Genomic DNA, 17,065 nt, shown 5'->3' on the forward strand with positions numbered 1-17,065 from the left:
CCGTCACTCCGAGACGAGGTAGTCGTCCTGCACGGCGACGATTTCGGTCGAGTCGGTACACTCGGCGTACCGGGCGAGCGGTTCGTCGTTGAGTTCGAGGAAGGTGTGGCCCCAGGTGAACTTCGAGAGGATGTCCTCGGCCTGTTCGCGCGCGCCGAGGATACAGAGCGCGCCGGCGAACGCCTCGACGGTACTCAACTCGAAGGCCGTCCCGTAGTTCACGGGGTTGCCCGCGACGAGGAAGGGGAGCGAGCGGTGGATACCTTCGAGGTCGAAGGCCTCGCGTTCAGCCGTCTCCCACGAGCAGTCGAGCGCGACGAGTCGGCCGTGGCGGGCACCCGACCCGACGGCGTCGGCGGGCGAGAGGGCGGTGTCGGCGAAGGGGTTGAGGACGATGCCGGGCGGCGTCGCCAGCGTCGAGCGGTGTAACTCGGCACGGTCGAACCGGGCGAGTTTGCGAGCACTGCACTTCTCGGGGTCGTCGTCGCCCTCGTAGCGGACGTGCAGGCCGAACTGGTCCATCGGTGGATAGAACGCCGTCAGGCTTTAAGTCCCTTGCAGTTTTCCGTGGACGTGTGCTTGGCGAAGGGACGGACGCACCGACGTTCACGCTCCCGGGTGTGGTGGACGGCGCGCCCCGTGACGTGGATATAGACGACTACCTCGGGAGGAACATCCTCGTGCTGGCGTTCTACCCGGCGGATTTCAGCCCCGCCTGTGACGAGGACACCTGTGACCTGACCGAGCTAGACCTGTTCACGATGCAACAGGACGTGGAAGTCTTCGCCATCAGTCCGGACAGCGTGTTCAGCCACAAGCGGTTCGCCGAGGAGTACTCGCTGTCGACCCCGCTGTTGAGCGACTCACACGGCGAGGTTATCGAGCAGTACGGCGTCGGCCTCGACAGCGACCAGTTGCTCGCGAAGCGGGCCGTCTTCGTCATCGACCAAGAGGGTGTCATCCAGTACACGTGGTCCACCGACGACATGCGACGGCTACCGAACGCCGACAAGGTTCGCGAGGCGGTGTCGGCCATCGGCGGCGACTCGACGGCCGTCGGCCGCTACCGTGTCGGCCACGCCCACTACATCGAGGGACGGCGTGCATTCACGAGCGCGATGAACAGCTACGAGGACCGGGACTGGCTCATCGCACAGGGCGACTTCGAGCGTGCGATGGAGGAGTTTCAGGAGGCCTCCGACCAGTTCCAGAGTGCCGTCCGGTTCGCCGAGTCCGAGGAGTTGGAGTTCGGGTTCACGCGCGCACAGGAGAAAGCGACAGCACTCTGGCAGGCCGCCGAGTGGCTGTCCGAGTCCGCAAACCAGTTCTCCAGCGGGGACGGCGAGGAAGGCGACGAACTCAGGAAAGACGCCGAGTCACCGCTGATGACTGCCCGCGACATCGGCGAACCCCCTGACCCGGACGACATACAGGTCGACGGGGAGAGCGACGACACACCCGCGGACTCGCCGGACCCGGACGACGAAGCCACGGCCGGAGCCACCACCGAGGACGAAGACACCCACATCGCGGAGGAGTCCGACGGCGACGAACCGGCGGACGAGGACATCGAACAGCCGACCAACCCCGCCGACGACGAGGACACCGCCACGCCGGGCGGGGACATCGAGGACGAGGGCGCGGACGACGACATCAACGCGGCCGTCCAAGAGGTCGAAGCGGAACTACAGGGCGACGAGGAGACCGACCCGCCAGCCACGGACGAGGATACCTCGCCTCCGGAAGAGGATGGCCAACGAGAGGGCGCGGACGACGACATCAACGCGGCCGTCCAAGAGGTCGAAGCGGAACTACAGGGCGACGACGCGGGTGACGACGACACGGACGCCCCGGACGACGGTGGCGGCGTGACGATAGACGACACCGGACCCGTGGATACCGCGGACGACGACGTGACCGTCTCCGGAATCGAAGTCGGCGACGACGACACAGTGGACACCAACGGGAGCGAGACGGTGACCCCCGAGACGGCCGACGGGGACAGTGCCGACGGGACGGCGGCTGACGACGCGGAGGACGGGAGCGACGAGGACATCGAACTCGACCTCGACGACCCCACCGAGTGAGTCGGGGACCGCGGGTTTTTGCCGTCGGGCGGTCGTACGTCACGTATGCCAGACCGCGCGGCGACGGCCCGGGCGTACTACGAGGCCCTCGACGGCGACGACTACGAGTTGCTCACCGAGATACTCACGCCGGAGTTCGTCCACCACCGGCCCGACCGGACCATCGACGGCCGGGACCGGTTCGTCGAGTTCATGCGCGAGGGCCGACCCACGAAGGACACGACCCACCCGCTGGACGCGGTGTTTACCGCGACCGGGGACGCGGGCGACGTGGCGGTCCGGGGCCGCCTCCTCGCCCCGGACGGGGCCGAGATGGCGTCGTTCGTGGACATCTTTTCCTTCGAGGGTGAAAGAATAGCGAGCGTCGATACCTTCACGCAGTAGCCGGCCGGTCGGACCCGCGGGAAGCGGTTACTCCCGGTCGCCAGCACCGAGCGCGCTCTCGCCGACCGGGTCGTGGCCGGCGATGACCTCCTGCCCGCCCATGTACGGGCGGAGCGGTTCGGGGAGTGTGACGGTGCCGTCCTCGTTCTGGTAGTATTCGAGGATTGCGACCATCGTTCGCGGGACGGCCAGTCCCGACCCGTTGAGCGTGTGGAGGTAGTCGGCCGACTCGTGGCGTTCGGGACGGTAGCGCAAACCCGCGCGTCGAGCCTGGAACGCCTCGAAGTTCGACACCGAGGAGACCTCCAGCCAGCGACCACCCTCCTCGGGGCCGTCCTCCATGTCGTCGCCGGGTGCCCACACCTCGATGTCGTACTTCTTGGCCTGTGTAAAGCCCATGTCGCCGGTACACATCTCCAGCACGCGGTAGGGGAGGCCCAGTCGTTCGAGGACCGCCTCGGCCTCACCGAGCAACCCCTCCATTCGGTCGTAGCTGTCCTCGGGGCGGACGAAGTTGACGAGTTCGACTTTGTTGAACTGGTGGACGCGGACGATGCCGCGGGTCTCGGTGCCGTGTTCGCCCGCTTCCCGCCGGAAGTTCGGGGTGTACGCCTGGTGTTTGACCGGCAGGTCGTCGTCCAGCAGAATCTCGTCGCGGTACATGTTCGTGACGGGGACTTCCGCCGTCGGGAGGAGCCACAGGTCCTCGTCGTCGTACGGTTCGTCGTTGTCGCCGCCGATGCGGTAGGCGTCCTCGACGAACTTCGGGAACTGGCCGGTGCCCTCCATCGACTGGCTGTTGACCGGGATGGGCGGCACGATGTCGGTGTACCCCTGCTCGCGGTGGACGTCGAGCATGAACTGGATGAGCGCGTGTTCGAGTCGCGCCCCGTCGCCCTGCAAGAAGTAGAAGCCGCCGCCGGTCACCTTCGCGCCGCGCTCGAAGTTCAGGATGTCGAGGTCCTCGCCCAAGTCGTAGTGGGGCGTCACCGCGTCGGGTAGGTCCCGGAGCGAGTCGAAGCCCTCGCGGTAGGCCTCGACGTTGTCGCTCTCGTCGTCGCCGACCGGCGCGTCTTCGTGGGGTATCTGTGGCAGTTCGAGCAGGGCCGCTTCGAGTTCGGCTTCGAGTTCGTCGGCGCGTTCCTCGACCGCTTCGAGTTCGGCTTTCAGTTCCTGCGAGCGGTCGATGGCCTCCTGTGCCGCCTCCTCGTCGCCCTCGCGTTTGAGTTTCCCGATGCGCTCGCTGACCTCGTTGCGCTCGTGGCGCAGGTCGTCGCCCTCTGCCTTCAGGTCGCGCCACTCCGCGTCGATGTCGAGTACCCGGTCCACGTCCACGCCCGTGACGCCTTTCTTCGCGACGGCGTCGCGCACGGTGTCGGGATTCTCCCGGAGGAACTGCCGGCTAATCATGCCCGAGCGTTCCGCCCGACGTGGCAAAACCGTGTCGCTCTCCGGTGTCGCGCGGTTTCGAGGGGCGGTCGCACTGCTCGGGGTGGTTGCACTCGGTAAAGGTCGCGGTCAGAAACGTCCGTCAGTTACGGACGAGGTTCGTCGCGCGGGGGCCCTTGTCGGCCTGTTCGATGTCGAATTCGACTTCCTGTCCTTCCTCGAGGTCCGGGCCGCCAACGTCTTCCATGTGGAAGAAAACGTCCTCGTCCGCGTCCTCTGTCTCGATGAAACCGTAGCCGCCTGTGTCGTTGAAGAAATCAACCGTACCGTTTGCCATTGCCTTTGTCTGGAACAGCGGGGGAGGGATAAGGGTTCCGAGAGTCGCGGTACCACGGGGCGAGAGTGAGCGTGTGGCGTGGATTCGGCCGGTTCGAGGGTGACCGAGGAGTTCGAGTCGGTCACCGCCGGCGGTAGCTTATTGCTCGACGGTAGCGATACTCAGCTATGGTAACGCTGGGATTCGTCGGCCTCGGTCGCATGGGCGGGTCGATGGCCACGCACCTCGTTCGGAACGGCCACGAAGTCGTGGTCTACGACAGCCGACCGGAAGCGGTCGAGGCGATGGCGGCGGCGGGCGCGACCCCGGCCGAGTCCGCCGGGGCCGTCGGGGACGCGGCCGAGGTCGTCTTCCTCTCGCTGCCCGGCCCGGAGGCGGTGGAGGCCGTCGCCTCGGAACTGGCGGCGACGACAGACGCCGACTCGGTGGTCGTCGACACGACAACGTCGACGCCGGGGACGACCAGAGCGATAGCGGACCCAGAGTCGGGCCTCGAGGCGACGGTTCTCGGCGCGCCCGTCAGCGGCGGCGTGTCGGGGGCTGAGGACGGGACGCTCACCGTGATGGTCGGCGGGGACCGCGCGACGTTCGAGGCCTGCCGGGCGTACGTCGACGCCTTCGCCGAGAACGTCTTCCACGTCGGGGACGACCCCGGCCACGGGCACGCGGTGAAGTTGCTCAACAACTACCTCTCGGCGACGGCGATGGTCGCCACCTCGGAGGCAGTCGCCCTCGGACAACGGGCCGGACTGGACATCGAGACGATGTGTGAGATATTCAACGTCAGTTCCGGCCGGAACTCCGCGACGGAGGAGAAGTTCCCGGAGTACGTCGCGAACGGCCGCGACGTCGGGTTCGCCATCGAGCTGCTGGCGAAGGACCTCCGTCTCCTCGGCGAGTTCGCCGAGGACAAGCGACTCCCGCTCCTGCTGGCGGGCGTCGTCAGGAGTCAGGTCGGTCGGACACGGGCGCGGTACGGCGAGGAGGGTGACATGACCGACATCTACGACTACGTTCGCGAAACTACAGGGGCGGACGAACCGACGGACGCGTCGTGATTACTCGGGGTCCCACCCGACGAACTCGTCGCCAGCCTCGATTTCGACGCCGAGTGCGTCGATGACCCGGCCGAGTGCGACGTAGCCCGCCGCCGTCGACGCCGCACCGACGACGGTCTCGGTTCCGAAGTACTCGGTCATCGCCTCGTGGAGGGCGTCGTCGACCCGTCCCCGAGCGACCGCACGGGTGTAGGCGACGAGTGCGCGTTCCTCGTCGGGGAACGGACTGCGGTCGTCGCGGGCGATGGCGGCGATTTCCGCTGGCGCCAGGCCCGCGTCACCGGCGACGTTGACGTGCTGTTGCCACTCGTACGCCGAACGAATCTCGGCGGCGACCGTCAGGATGACGATTTCGCGCTGGCGGTCGGTCAACCCGGAGTCGTTCCAGAACGCGCCGAGAGCCTCCCGGAAGCCGTGCAGTACCGCTTGGTTGTTGCCGATGGCACTGTACACGTTGACCGTCTTGCCCGGTTGGAGCGATGAGACGACGAGGTCACGGTAGTCGGGGTCGAGGTCGTCTTGGGTGACATAGGGAACGCGTGCCATGGCCGTTGGTCGACGGGGACGGTCAAAGGCTTTCGTGCCACCGTGGACGCGTCCGTCCCGACCCGCGGGTGTGGATTTAAGCCGCGTGACCGTCGTGTGTCAGGCATGAACAGGACGGACGACTGGTACGAGGTGACGCGACTGGGCGAGCGCGGGTACAGCATCGACGAAGCCGAAAAGTACGGCTCGTTTCTGATAGCGGGCGACGAGCGGTCGGTCCTCGTGGACGCGGGTATCGGCGTCGGTGACTTGCGCGGACTGGTCACCGGACTGGTCGACACGCCGATTACGGTCGTACTCACGCACACGCACTGGGACCACATCGGGGCGGCGGCACAGTTCGACGACGTGCTGGTCAGCCCGCGCGAACTCCCGGCCGACGGCCGCGTGGCCATCGACAGCCTCTCCGAGGAGTTCGTCGACAGGCCGGCGACGTTCGTGGACCGGTGGCTAGCGGACGGCGGAACGTTCCCGGACGAGTTCGAACCGGAGACGTACGCCGTCGACCCGGCACCGGCGTCGGCGGTTCCGATGGCGGACGGCATCGACCTCGGTGACCGGACGCTCGACGTGTATCCCCTGCCGGGGCACTCGCCCGGTCACCTCGGCCTCCTCGACCGGGAGGCGGGCGTGTTCTACGGCGGCGACATCGTCCACATCGACCGGGGCGTGTACCTCATGTTCGAGGACTGTGACTTCGACGAGTACGTCCAGTCGGTCGCCGAACTCCTCGACCTGCGCGACGCCGGTGCCTTCGACACGCTCGCGACGAGCCACAACGAAGCACTGTCCGGTGACGACCTCTCGATACTCGACACGCTCTACGGCGGCCTCCGGGAGATAGCCGACGGTGAGCGCGACTACTCGGTGGTCGAGACGGACTGGGGCGAGGCGCGCTCGTACCGAATCGGTGACTCGGATGTGCTGACGAAGACGACGCTGTGAGCGAGACGGCCGCGTCAGTCGGCCCCCCGAACGGCTTTTCTCCCCGGCCGCCAGTGTGAGCAGTATGGCAATCGGCGACCTGACCGAGGTGACACTCGGGGACTGTTCGGACCTGCACTACGTCGACACGGGGATGTTCGACGCACCGGGGTTCGGTGCGGTGTACATCCTCGACGCCGAGCGACCCGCCGTCGTCGACTCGGGTATCGGTACCAACTACGAGCGCGTTCTCGACGCGATGGCGGCCGTCGGCGTCGAACCGACGGACCTCGAAGTCGTCGCGCTGACCCACGTCCACCTCGACCACGCGGGCGGCGCGGGCTTTCTCGCCGAGGCGTGTCCGAACGCGACCGTCGCGGTCCACGAAATTGGGGCCTCACACGTCGCGGACCCCTCGCGTCTCGTCGCGGGCACGAAGGCGGCCGTCGGCGACCAGTGGGAGTTCTACACGGAGCCGAAACCGGTACCCGAGTCGCGCATCCGCGAACTCGCAGACGGCGACGAACTCGACCTCGGGGACCGACGGCTCCGGGTCCACCACGCGCCGGGACACGCACCCCATCAGGTCGTCTTCGAGAACCGCGCGGAGCGGACGGTGTTCACCGCCGACGCCGCCGGTATCTACGTCCGCGAGCGCGACGCCGTGTTTCAGACGTCGCCGCCCGCGAACTTCGACCTCGAACAGTGTCTGGCCGACGTACGGATGCTGCGGGACCTGAACCCGGAGGTACTCTGTTACCCCCACTTCGGTGCGGCCGAGGCGGCGGGCCGCCTCGACGAGTACGAGACGGTGCTCCCCGAGTGGGTCGAGCGCGTCGCCGAGAAGCGCGAGGAACTGGGAGACGACGAGGCGGTCGCCGACCACTTCGCGGCGGCGGCTGACCTCGGGGACGTGTGGGGCGAGCGGAAGGCCCGGGAGGAGGCACGGCTGAACGTCCGGGGCGTGTTGGGGTATCTCGACGAGCGCGAGTCGGGCGAGTGACACCCGACAACCACGGGGACGGGACGTGACGCAGGAACGCGCAGTGTGGGTGTTTTAAGAACCGCCGATTCGTGTCCCCGGACGTATGGAGGGACTCCCGTGAGCGCCAGCGGACTGATACCGCTCGTCGCGGCCATCATCGGCATCGGCGTCGCGGCGCAGTTACTGGCCGCACGGTTTCAGGTCCCCAGTATCATCTTCCTCATCTCCGCCGGCGTCGTCCTCGGGCCCGAGGGACTGGGCCTGATAACACGGGCGTCGTTCGGGAACGCGCTCCCGGCCATCGTCGGCCTCTCGGTGGCCATCATCGTCTTCGAGGGGGCCTTCCACCTGCGGGTCGGCCGCATCAAGGAGGCACCCGCGGCGACTATCAGACTGGTGACGGTCGGTGCGGCCATCGCGTTCGTCGGCACGGCACTCGCCGTCCACTTCGCGCTCGGCGCGGCGTGGGACATGTCGTTTCTCGTCGGTGCGTTGCTCGTCGCCACGGGGCCGACGGTCATCACGCCGATTCTCGACGTCGTCCCGGTCCGTGACCGGGTGGCGACGGCACTGGAGACGGAGGGTATCATCAACGACGTGACGGCGGCCATCGTCGCCGTCGTCGTCTTCGAGGTGGTCGTGTTGGGCGACCAATCGGGTGGCGCGTTCCTCCGTGAGTTCACCGAGCGGTTGGGCATCGGCCTGCTCGTCGGCCTCGTCGTCGCCGCCGCCGTCTTCTACCTGCTCCGGTACGTGGACCTCTCGCCGGGGAACGCCCCGCGGAACGCGCGTCTGTTGACGCTCGCCGGGGCGGTAATCGCGTTCGGTGCGGCCGACACTATCGCCAGCGAGGCGGGCATCGCGGCCGTTGCCACCGCCGGTCTCGTCCTCGGGAACGCGGACGTGCCGTACGAGGACGAAATCGAGGCGTTCAAGGGCGACATCACGCTGCTGGTCCTCTCGTTCGTGTTCATCGCGCTCGCGGCGTTACTGGAGTTCGAGGACCTGCTCCAGTTGGGACTGCCGGGGTTGGTCGTCGTCGCGGCGGTCATGCTCGCCGTCCGGCCGCTGTTGGTGTTCGTGTCGGCAGTCGGCGACCGCTTTACGCGGAACGAGAAGGTGTTCATGAGTTTCGTCGGCCCGCGCGGCATCATCCCGGCGTCCGTGGCGACGCTGTTCGCCGTCGAGTTGCAGTCCGAGGCCAGCACGCTCAGAGCCGAGGCCGCGACGCTCGCGGGCGCGGACCCGGCGACGGTCTGTGCGGGTGCGGTCAGCGGCACGGAAGTCGGACAACTGTGTACGGAGGCGGCCACGTCGAGCCAGCAGGCACAACTGCTCGTCGGGACCGTCTTCCTCGTCATCTTCGCGACAGTCGCACTAGAGGGCGGCTTCGCGCGCTACATCGCTGAATACCTGAACGTGATACCAATGCGAGTCATCATCGTCGGAGGCGGGAAGGTGGGCCGCGCGCTCGCCGACCGCCTCGAAGACCGAGGGGAGAACGTCGTCATCGTCGAAGAGGACGAAGGCGCCGTCGAAACGATCCGAAACGAGGGCTTCACCGCAGTCTGGGGTGACGGCACCGACACGGAGGTGTTACGCGAGGCCGGTGCGGACAACGCAAAGACCATCGTCGCCGCCACCGGCGACGACGACGCGAACCTCCTCATCGCCCAACTGTCGGACTCGAAGTTCAGCGTGGACACCGTCATCGCCCGGGCGAACAACCCGGACAACGTGGAGGCCTTCGAGGACCTCGGCGTCCGCACCATCGACGCGGGGATGGCGACGGCGTGGGCCATCGACAACCAGATAGAACGGCCGGCACTGGCACACTGGATGACCGACGTGGGCCGGGTCGGCGACGTACAGGAGGTACCCGTCACGGCCGAGGCGTTCATCGGCCGGCCCGTCGAAGAACTCGGGCCGAAACTACCCGAGAGCTGTCTCATCGCGCTCGTCGCGCGCAACGGCGACGTGGACGTTCCAAACGCCGACATGGAACTGGAGAAGGGTGACCGGGTAACGCTGCTCGGGAACCGCGACTCGGTGCGCGAGGCGATGCAGATGGTCAACCCGGACTGAGCAGGACTTCGGGTGACACCCCCGCGACGGGGAGACGCTTTTAGTACCAGCGGGGTGGAGTGGGGTGCATGACGGACCTCGACCTCGTGTTGATGACACGGGACCACGACTCGGTGGATTCGGTCGCCCAACAGGCAGTGCGCGCCGAGAACCACGGCTTCAGTCACGTGACGATGGGGGAGACGACCGGCTGGAACATCCTCCCCGTCCTGACGGTCATCGCCGAGCGGACGGAGGACATCGGCATCACCGACGACGTCCTCTCGCCGTACTCGCGCGCGCCGACTGTCGTGGGCCAGAGCGCGCTCACGATGCACGACGTGACCGACGGCCGCTTCCGTCTGGGCCTCGGGACGAGTTCCCCCGCCATCGCGGAGGGGTGGCACGCCCAGTCGTTCGACCGGCCGCTCCGTCGCCTCCGCGAGACTATCGACGTCATCCGCGAGGTGTACGCGGGCGGTGACGTCGACTACGACGGCGAGATATTCGACGTGGGCGGGCTGAGTTACGAGGGGACGGTGCCGGACGACCCGCCGGCCGTCGACGTGGCCGCCCTCGGCCCGAAGGCCGCGGAACTCGCCGGTCGCTTCGCCGACGGCTGGATTCCACAACTGTTCACTCACGACGGACTGGCCGACCGGATGGCGGACCTCCACAGAGGGGCAGAACTGGGAGACCGCGACCCCTCGGCGTTGCGGGTGAGTCCCATCGTCCGGTGTTACGCGAGCGAGGACCGCGAGCGCGCCCGGTCGACCGTTCGGCAGATGGTCGCGTTCCTGCTCGGCGCGTACGGGCCATTCTACGGCGACTCGGTGGCCGAGCAGGGCTACGAGGCGGAAGTCGAAGAAATCCGCGGGGCGTGGGAAGAACGGGACACGGCCGCGATGGCCGAGGCACTCCCCGACGAACTCCTCGACGCCGTCGCCGCGGCGGGGACCCCCGACGAGGTCCGGGAGCGCGTCGAGCAGTTCGCGGCCGTCGACGGCGTGAGTGCCGTCCGCGTCGGCTTCGCCTCCGGCATGACACAGGAGGCAAAGGAGACGACGTTGGACGCACTCGGTGAACTGACCGGCTGAACGGGAACGGCGGTTTCCAATGGAAACGGATCGCCGGAGATTCGTGACCGCTATCTCCTGATTTTATTACCCCGGCTTCCAACGTATACCACGACAATGATTCACGGGCGCGGACCGCTGTTGAGCATCGACGTGGGGGCGCGGGAGACGGAGACGGAAAACATCGACGGCGTTCTCGAATCGTTCATCGGGGGCCGGGGCGTGGGGACGAAACTCGCACACGAGCGGATTCCGTTCGACGCGGACCCGCTGGGCCCGGAGAACCGGCTGGTGTTCGCCACCGGGCCGCTCCAAACCTCACAGATGAGTTTCACCGGCCGGATGAACTGCACGGGGCTGTCGCCGCTGACAGACGGCCTGCTCTCCTCGAACGCGGGTGGGTTCATGTCCCGGCCGTTCACCGACACCGGCTACGGCGCGGTCGAGATTACGGGCGCGAGCGACGCCCTCGTGGGCGTCCACGTCCGCGACGACGGCGTGACCTTCGAGGAAGTCGGCGACCTCGAAGAGGCCACTGTGGACGAGACCATCGAGTACGTCCAGTCCGAACACGACCTCGGCGACGAACACACCGCCATCGTCGGCCCGGCCGGCGAGAACGAGGTGCGCTTCGGTGCCATCATCACCTCCGAACACCGCGCGTTCGGGCGCGGCGGCCTCGGTGCGGTGCTGGGGTCGAAGAACGTCAAGTTCGTCACGTTCGACGGCGACTCCCGGCGGGACGTGGAACTGGACGAGGAAGTGACACAGGCGATTCATCAGGAGGCCGCCACCTCGGATAGCCCGATGAAGGACGCGGGGACCGTCTCCGTCTCCTCGTTCGCCAACGCCGTCGACGCGGTGCCGACGAAGTACTTCGAGGAACTCTCCTACGACGGGTTGGAGAACATCGGGTCCTCGGCGGTCATCGACCACAAGTACAAGAAGGGGACCTGCTCGTCGTGTGCCTTCGCCTGCAAACTCCCGACCAAAGACGAATCCGACGGGTTCACCACCGAAGGCCCTGAGTGGGAGACGGTGATGGCCTTCGGGTCGAACGCACTGGTCGACGACTTCCGGACGGTCATGGAGGCAAACGACATGTGCGACAACCTCGGGATGGACACCATCTCCTGTGGAGACACCGTCTCGGCGTACCTCGCCAGCGAGGACGAGTTCGGCAACGAGGAGTTGCTGTTGGAACTGGTCGAGAAGATAGCCTACCGCGAGGACGAAGGTGACCTGCTCGCGGAGGGCATCGACCGCGTCCACGAGGAGCTGGGCGTCGAGAACTGGACCATGAAGGGCATGGAGTTCGCGGCCCACGACGGCCGGACGCTGAACGGGCAGGGCCTCTCGTACGCCACCTCGAACCGCGGCGCGGACCACATGTACGCCGTCGTCTACGACTACGAGTACCCGCTCGTCGCCCCGAACGAGGCGATGCCCAAGGAGGGCGTCGACGGCAAATCCGAGCGCGTCATCGAACTCGAAAACCGCAAGGCAATCAGGGACAGCGGCGTCCTCTGTCAGTTCTCCTCGTCCTACACCGAAGAGGAGCGCTACGAGAGGGTGTTCCAGACCGAGTACGACCACCTGATGGACGTGGGCAGTCGCATCGTCGAACTGGAGCGGCACTTCCACAACCAGCGCGGGAAAGACCGCGCGGACGACGAGTCACTCCCCTACGAGTTGGACGGCCTCAGCGAGGAACTCTCGAACTACTACGACCTGCGTGGCTGGAACGACGACGGCACCGTCCCCGACGAGTCCGTCACCGGTGCGTCCGCCGTCGGTGACTGAGCGTCCGGTCGGGCGAGGTCACGAGATTTATACCCGACCTCGGCATACCGCCGGACACCATGACCGACTCGCCACTCTCTCGCCGCCACTTCCTTCGGTCCGGCGTCGCCGCGGGGACGCTCCTGCTCGCTGGCTGTGGAACCGACAGTGACACCGATGGGACCGAGACGGTCACCGGAACCACCGTCGCCGGGGAGACGACGACGACGACGGCCGGGACCGCGACGCCGACGACGCGGCCGACGGCGGCCATCGGTGAGGTCGTCGGCGACGACAGCCTCTCGATGGTGCTGCTCGGGGCGAGCCAGCGACAGTCCGTCGCGGGACGGACGGCAGACGACGGGAACACGATGGTCGTCGCCTTCTTCGAGATGAAAAACGGGGCCACGGAGCGGTTCCTGTCGATGCAGGACTTCGGCGCGTTTCACCTCGCGGACGGCGGCGACGACTACCGCCGCGTCGTCGTCTCGGAGGAACCCGGCAACCAGTTTCGGAACGGCCTGCTCGCACCGGGCGAAGTCGTGCAGGGCTACCTCGCGTTCGAGACGCCGGCGACGCTCACCGAACCGGCAGTCGAGGTGGACATCGACTCCGACCACACGAGTCTCGAGCGCGCGACGTTCCGGCTCGACCAGTCCGCAGACAGCGTCGCTCGCCTCGAACAGACGTTGCACGTCCCGGCCGCGGACATCGGGGAGAGCGTCACCGAGGGGTCGTTGACCGTGACGGTCACCGACTTCCGCACGACGGATGCCGTCGACGGGATTCGTTCGGGCGAGGAGACGACGTTCGCCATCCCAACCGTCCGTCTCGAGAACGACGCCGACGAGGGACAGATGGTCTTCTTGCGCGGGCAGGCTCTCCTCAAGAGCGACACCGGGGAGGTGTACGCCACGAGTACCGAGACACAGCCGGCCCTCGACGAGGCACTCCGGTGGAATATGGAGGTGCAGACGAACGGTCGGGTCGAAGGCGAGGTGCCGTACAACGCCGGGGCCGACACGAGTCCGCTGTACTTCGTGTTCGACTTCTCGGGCATCAACGACGGCAGCCGGTACGTCTGGCAGGTGGCCTAGTCGGCCAGCCACGGCGTGTCTTCGCTCCGGCCGCCGGACTTGTAGACGCCACGCGCCGTGGCGACGTGGTGTCCGTCGGCGTCCCACACGTCGACGTCGACGACGACGACGTTCCCGCCGACCCGAACCACCTCGGCCTCGGCTTCGAGGTCGTCGGTCGCTGGGGCGATGTAGTCGATGCGCATGTCGATGGTCGGTGACACGTCCTCCGTTGCGGACATGACTGCCGCCCCGCCGACGGTGTCGGCCAGCGAGTAGGTGACGCCGCCGTGGGCCACGCCACCGCCGGGGACCGACGAGAGTTCCTCCCGCATCTCGAGGGTCCCCTCGGCGTAGCCGTCGCCGACGTGTGTGATTTCGATGCCGAGAAGGTCCGCGAACGGCATCAGGTCGAATATCTTCTCCAGTCCCATGGGTGACGATGCGACCACCGGGAAATAAGGGTTCACAAGACGAACGCCGTGACGACACCCGCTTTCCGGATGCCATATACCGCCCGGGAGGCGACTCTCGACCTATGCGACGCGCCACAGACACACACCGCACACGGCCAGACGACCGCCACGCAGACCGACACTCGGCGACGAGAGGGACCGCCTGAAGATGCGGTACTTTACCTTCACGCTCGTCCCGTTGGACGACCGAGATTTCCACCCGGTCATCGCCGCGGTCAAGGCCGAACCGGCGGTCACGCTCGAACAGATAGCCTACATCAACCTCCTCGAAGACAGGACCGGCGTCTCGCTCATCGGCGGGTACGGCGACGAAAACGCGACGGCCGAGATACTCGAGGCCCACCCGAGTGCCCTCGAGTGGGAACTCATCCCCGGCGACCCCGGACACTACACGTACATCCACTGGGCCGAGAGCGAACCGACGGTCGAGCTGCTCGAACTCGTCGACGACTACCGTCTCGTCCTCGAACTCCCCATCCAGTTCACCGGTCAGGGCAACCTCCGGGTGACCGTCGTCGGGAGCGACGACAACATCCAAGACGCGCTGGCGAACGTCCCCGAGACCATCGACGCCGAAGCGACCGAGATGGGGACCTACCGTCCCGACGACGAGCGCGCCATCGCCCGCCTCACCGACCGCCAGCGCGAGGTGCTCGAAGCCGCCGTCCGCCTCGGCTACTACGAGGTGCCGCGAGAGGCGACCTACGAGGACATCGCCGAGGTGTGTGACTGCACCGTCGGCACCGTCGGCGAACACCTCAACCGCATCGAGGCGTCCATCATCGGCGCGACGGTGAACTGACGACACTCACCGCGGTTCGGGGCTCGCCGCCGACCGGACGGTCACGCTGTCTACGTACACCAGTTGCTCCGCGGCGTCCTCGACGGCGTCCATCGCCCGGTCGAGCGTGAGTGCCAGCGCACGGACCACCAGTGCCGCCGCAGTGTCCGTCTCGGCGAACGCGTCCGAGAGGAGTTTGTCCCGCACGGTGTCACACCGCGACTCGGCCGCTATCACCGACTCGACACGCCGGTGGATGTCGTCGGTCCCGGCGTCGGTGCCACAGAGTACGTCACAGAGGTCGGCCGTCACCGACACCAGCGTCGCCATCGCGTCGGTCACGATATCGGCCATCCGAACGAAATCGGACAGGGCCGTCACCGACAGCGAGGGGGTCATCGCGGCCAGTTCCGTGAGGAACTGTTCGACGGCGTTGGGGACCGCATCGAGGCGGGCGAACAGTTCGAGCACCGGCCCGGGCTGGAAGAACACACCGGTGAAGTTGGGTTGCATCGACTCGGCGACCGAGAGGCGGAGGTCCTGTAACAGGTCGTCACAGTCGGATTCGAGACGGTGAACTGCTTCGAGTTCGTCCCAGAACGGGTCCGCGTCCTGTCCGTAGCACTCGAGCGCGGGCGAGAGACGTGCGGTACACTCCATCAGCGTGTCGAGGTACCGGTCCGTCTGGTCTTCGAACTCGCGCCGGAACCGCTCTGTCGGTGTCTCGGACATTACCGAGCGGTTCGCGAACGGTCCGATAAGCGGTTGCTATGAGCACTATATGCGTCTCGGCAGCGGTACGTTCGCCGACTGTCTACAAAAGAACCGCCGAGAGTCGAGAGCAGTACGACTGGGTTTTAGGGCAGTTCGAAGTCGATTGCCGCGCCCTGACCGAAGCCGACACACTCGGTAGCGAGGCCGAGTTCGGCGTCGCGCTTGTTCATCTCGTGGATGAGCGTCACGGGCAGGCGGGCACCGGAGGCACCGAGCGGGTGGCCGATGGCGATGGCACCGCCGTTGACGTTGTAGATGTCGTCGTCGAAGCCGAGTTCCTGCTGGCAGTAGTAACACTGGGAGGCGAAGGCCTCGTTGAGTTCGACGAGGTCGTAGTCCTCGGGGTCGCGGCCGGTGCGCTCACACAGGCCACGGACCGCGGGGACCGGCCCGATACCCATCACGGTCGGGTCGACGCCGGCGACGTTGTTGGCACCGACTTCCGCGAGGATGTCGAGACCCTGGTCCTCCGCGAACTCCTTGCTGGTGAGCATCGTCGCGGCCGCGCCGTCGGAAATCTGGCTGGAGTTGCCGGGCGAGACCGTCCCGTCGGCCTTGAACACGGTGGGGAGGCCCGAGAGTTTCTCTGCGGTGGTGCCGCGGCGCAGGCCCTCGTCTTCCTCGACGGTTATCTCGTTGCCGTCGTCGTCGTGGCCTTGCACGGGGATTATCTCGTCGTCGAAGCGACCCTCGTCGGTCGCCTCGCAGGCGCGCTGCTGGGAGCGAGCGGCGTACTCGTCCTGCTGTTCCCGGGAGATGTCGTACTCCTCGGCCACCTTCTCGGCGGTCATGCCCATCTGCAGGTCCATGACGTTGTAGTGTTCGTTGAGCCGTGGGTGGACGTTGGCGGTGTTGGCACCCATCTCGACGCGAGACATGTTCTCGACGCCGCCCGCGATGAGGACATCGCGCTGTCCCGCGCGGATGGCGTCGGCGGCCGAGATGATGGCCTGTGCCGAGGAGGCACACCATCGGTTGACCGTCGTCGCCGGGACGGACTCGCCCAGATCGGAGAGCAGAGAGATGACGCGCGCCATGTTGTTGCCCTGTTCGTCACGCTGCTGGGCACAGCCCCAGATGAGGTCGTCGACCTGGTCGCCCGAGAGGCCAGTCTCGGCGAGCATCTGGTTGATGAGCGGAATCGAGAGGTCCTCGCTGCGGACCTCCGAGTAGACGCCGTCCTCTTTCCCCTGCGGTGTCCGATACGCCTTGACAACGACTGGTGTGGATGCCATACAGTTTCAATCATGGTGGATAGTGATAAATCCAGTCGAACTGGTAGCACCGGTGTGTGCAGTTGTCGTGGACGGAACTGCGACGAGACGA

General features: G+C 66.8%; 17 protein-coding genes. 10 read left to right on the plus strand and 7 right to left on the minus strand.

Annotated elements, in window-relative coordinates; genetic code table 11:
* Positions 1-3: 3 nt before the first annotated feature.
* Entirely contained in the window at positions 4-522 is a 519-nt protein-coding gene (locus tag MUG95_RS05985; RefSeq protein ID WP_247010163.1) for a DUF367 family protein, read from the minus strand.
* Between the two features lie 53 nt (positions 523-575).
* Here MUG95_RS05985 and MUG95_RS05990 point away from each other — a divergent pair, with 53 nt between their 5' ends.
* Positions 576-2,087 carry a peroxiredoxin family protein gene (locus tag MUG95_RS05990; RefSeq protein WP_247010164.1) on the plus strand — a complete coding sequence of 504 codons (1,512 nt, stop codon included), beginning with the start codon at positions 576-578 and terminating at the stop codon, positions 2,085-2,087.
* A gap of 45 nt (positions 2,088-2,132) precedes the next feature.
* Positions 2,133-2,471 carry a nuclear transport factor 2 family protein gene (locus tag MUG95_RS05995; RefSeq protein WP_247010165.1) on the plus strand — a complete coding sequence of 113 codons (339 nt, stop codon included), beginning with the start codon at positions 2,133-2,135 and terminating at the stop codon, positions 2,469-2,471.
* 27 nt (positions 2,472-2,498) lie between these two features.
* Here the strand turns inward: MUG95_RS05995 and serS are convergent, their stop codons facing one another.
* Positions 2,499-3,881 (minus strand): serine--tRNA ligase, encoded by a 1,383-nt coding sequence (serS, locus tag MUG95_RS06000; protein WP_247010166.1) that lies wholly within the window; start codon positions 3,879-3,881, stop codon positions 2,499-2,501.
* 121 nt (positions 3,882-4,002) lie between these two features.
* Positions 4,003-4,197 (minus strand): cold-shock protein, encoded by a 195-nt coding sequence (locus MUG95_RS06005; RefSeq protein ID WP_247010167.1) that lies wholly within the window; start codon positions 4,195-4,197, stop codon positions 4,003-4,005.
* 167 nt (positions 4,198-4,364) lie between these two features.
* Here MUG95_RS06005 and MUG95_RS06010 point away from each other — a divergent pair, with 167 nt between their 5' ends.
* Complete coding sequence (locus MUG95_RS06010) at positions 4,365-5,255, plus strand: NAD(P)-dependent oxidoreductase (protein ID WP_247010168.1); 891 nt, start codon at positions 4,365-4,367, stop codon at positions 5,253-5,255.
* Here MUG95_RS06010 and MUG95_RS06015 read toward each other — a convergent pair whose 3' ends face one another.
* Positions 5,256-5,801 carry a carboxymuconolactone decarboxylase family protein gene (locus tag MUG95_RS06015; RefSeq protein WP_247010169.1) on the minus strand — a complete coding sequence of 182 codons (546 nt, stop codon included), beginning with the start codon at positions 5,799-5,801 and terminating at the stop codon, positions 5,256-5,258.
* A gap of 105 nt (positions 5,802-5,906) precedes the next feature.
* Between MUG95_RS06015 and MUG95_RS06020 the strand changes: the two genes are divergently transcribed.
* From MUG95_RS06020 to MUG95_RS06045, 6 genes are all read left to right on the plus strand, one after another.
* Positions 5,907-6,746 carry an MBL fold metallo-hydrolase gene (locus MUG95_RS06020; protein ID WP_247010170.1) on the plus strand — a complete coding sequence of 280 codons (840 nt, stop codon included), beginning with the start codon at positions 5,907-5,909 and terminating at the stop codon, positions 6,744-6,746.
* Positions 6,747-6,810: 64 nt separating this feature from the next.
* A complete protein-coding gene (locus tag MUG95_RS06025) occupies positions 6,811-7,728 on the plus strand; it encodes an MBL fold metallo-hydrolase (protein WP_247010171.1) in 918 nt (305 codons plus the stop codon).
* Positions 7,729-7,827: 99 nt separating this feature from the next.
* On the plus strand, positions 7,828-9,795 hold the full coding sequence (locus MUG95_RS06030) for a cation:proton antiporter domain-containing protein (protein WP_247010172.1): 1,968 nt from the start codon (positions 7,828-7,830) through the stop codon (positions 9,793-9,795).
* A gap of 68 nt (positions 9,796-9,863) precedes the next feature.
* The gene (locus MUG95_RS06035) at positions 9,864-10,871 is read left to right on the plus strand and encodes a TIGR04024 family LLM class F420-dependent oxidoreductase (protein ID WP_247010173.1); all 1,008 of its coding nucleotides are present in this window, start codon (positions 9,864-9,866) and stop codon (positions 10,869-10,871) included.
* 96 nt (positions 10,872-10,967) lie between these two features.
* A complete protein-coding gene (locus MUG95_RS06040; protein ID WP_247010174.1) occupies positions 10,968-12,653 on the plus strand; it encodes an aldehyde ferredoxin oxidoreductase C-terminal domain-containing protein in 1,686 nt (561 codons plus the stop codon).
* Positions 12,654-12,712: 59 nt separating this feature from the next.
* Positions 12,713-13,729 carry a DUF4352 domain-containing protein gene (locus MUG95_RS06045; protein WP_247010175.1) on the plus strand — a complete coding sequence of 339 codons (1,017 nt, stop codon included), beginning with the start codon at positions 12,713-12,715 and terminating at the stop codon, positions 13,727-13,729.
* On the opposite strand, the gene MUG95_RS06050 is transcribed toward MUG95_RS06045, so the two are convergent.
* Entirely contained in the window at positions 13,726-14,142 is a 417-nt protein-coding gene (locus MUG95_RS06050) for a PaaI family thioesterase (protein ID WP_247010176.1), read from the minus strand. The two genes, MUG95_RS06045 and MUG95_RS06050, sit on opposite strands and share 4 nt — an antisense overlap.
* A 190-nt stretch (positions 14,143-14,332) precedes the next feature.
* On the opposite strand from MUG95_RS06050, the gene MUG95_RS06055 reads away from it, so the two are divergent.
* Entirely contained in the window at positions 14,333-14,986 is a 654-nt protein-coding gene (locus MUG95_RS06055) for a helix-turn-helix domain-containing protein (protein ID WP_247010177.1), read from the plus strand.
* 6 nt (positions 14,987-14,992) lie between these two features.
* Here MUG95_RS06055 and MUG95_RS06060 read toward each other — a convergent pair whose 3' ends face one another.
* Together MUG95_RS06060 and MUG95_RS06065 are read right to left on the minus strand one after the other, a co-directional pair.
* Complete coding sequence (locus MUG95_RS06060) at positions 14,993-15,697, minus strand: hypothetical protein (RefSeq protein WP_247010178.1); 705 nt, start codon at positions 15,695-15,697, stop codon at positions 14,993-14,995.
* A 125-nt stretch (positions 15,698-15,822) separates the two neighbouring features.
* Complete coding sequence (locus tag MUG95_RS06065; protein ID WP_247010179.1) at positions 15,823-16,974, minus strand: thiolase family protein; 1,152 nt, start codon at positions 16,972-16,974, stop codon at positions 15,823-15,825.
* Between the last annotated feature and the right edge of the window lie 91 nt (positions 16,975-17,065).

Origin of the sequence: Halorientalis litorea, from assembly GCF_023028225.1 — an archaeon.
Taxonomy (GTDB): domain Archaea; phylum Halobacteriota; class Halobacteria; order Halobacteriales; family Haloarculaceae; genus Halorientalis; species Halorientalis litorea.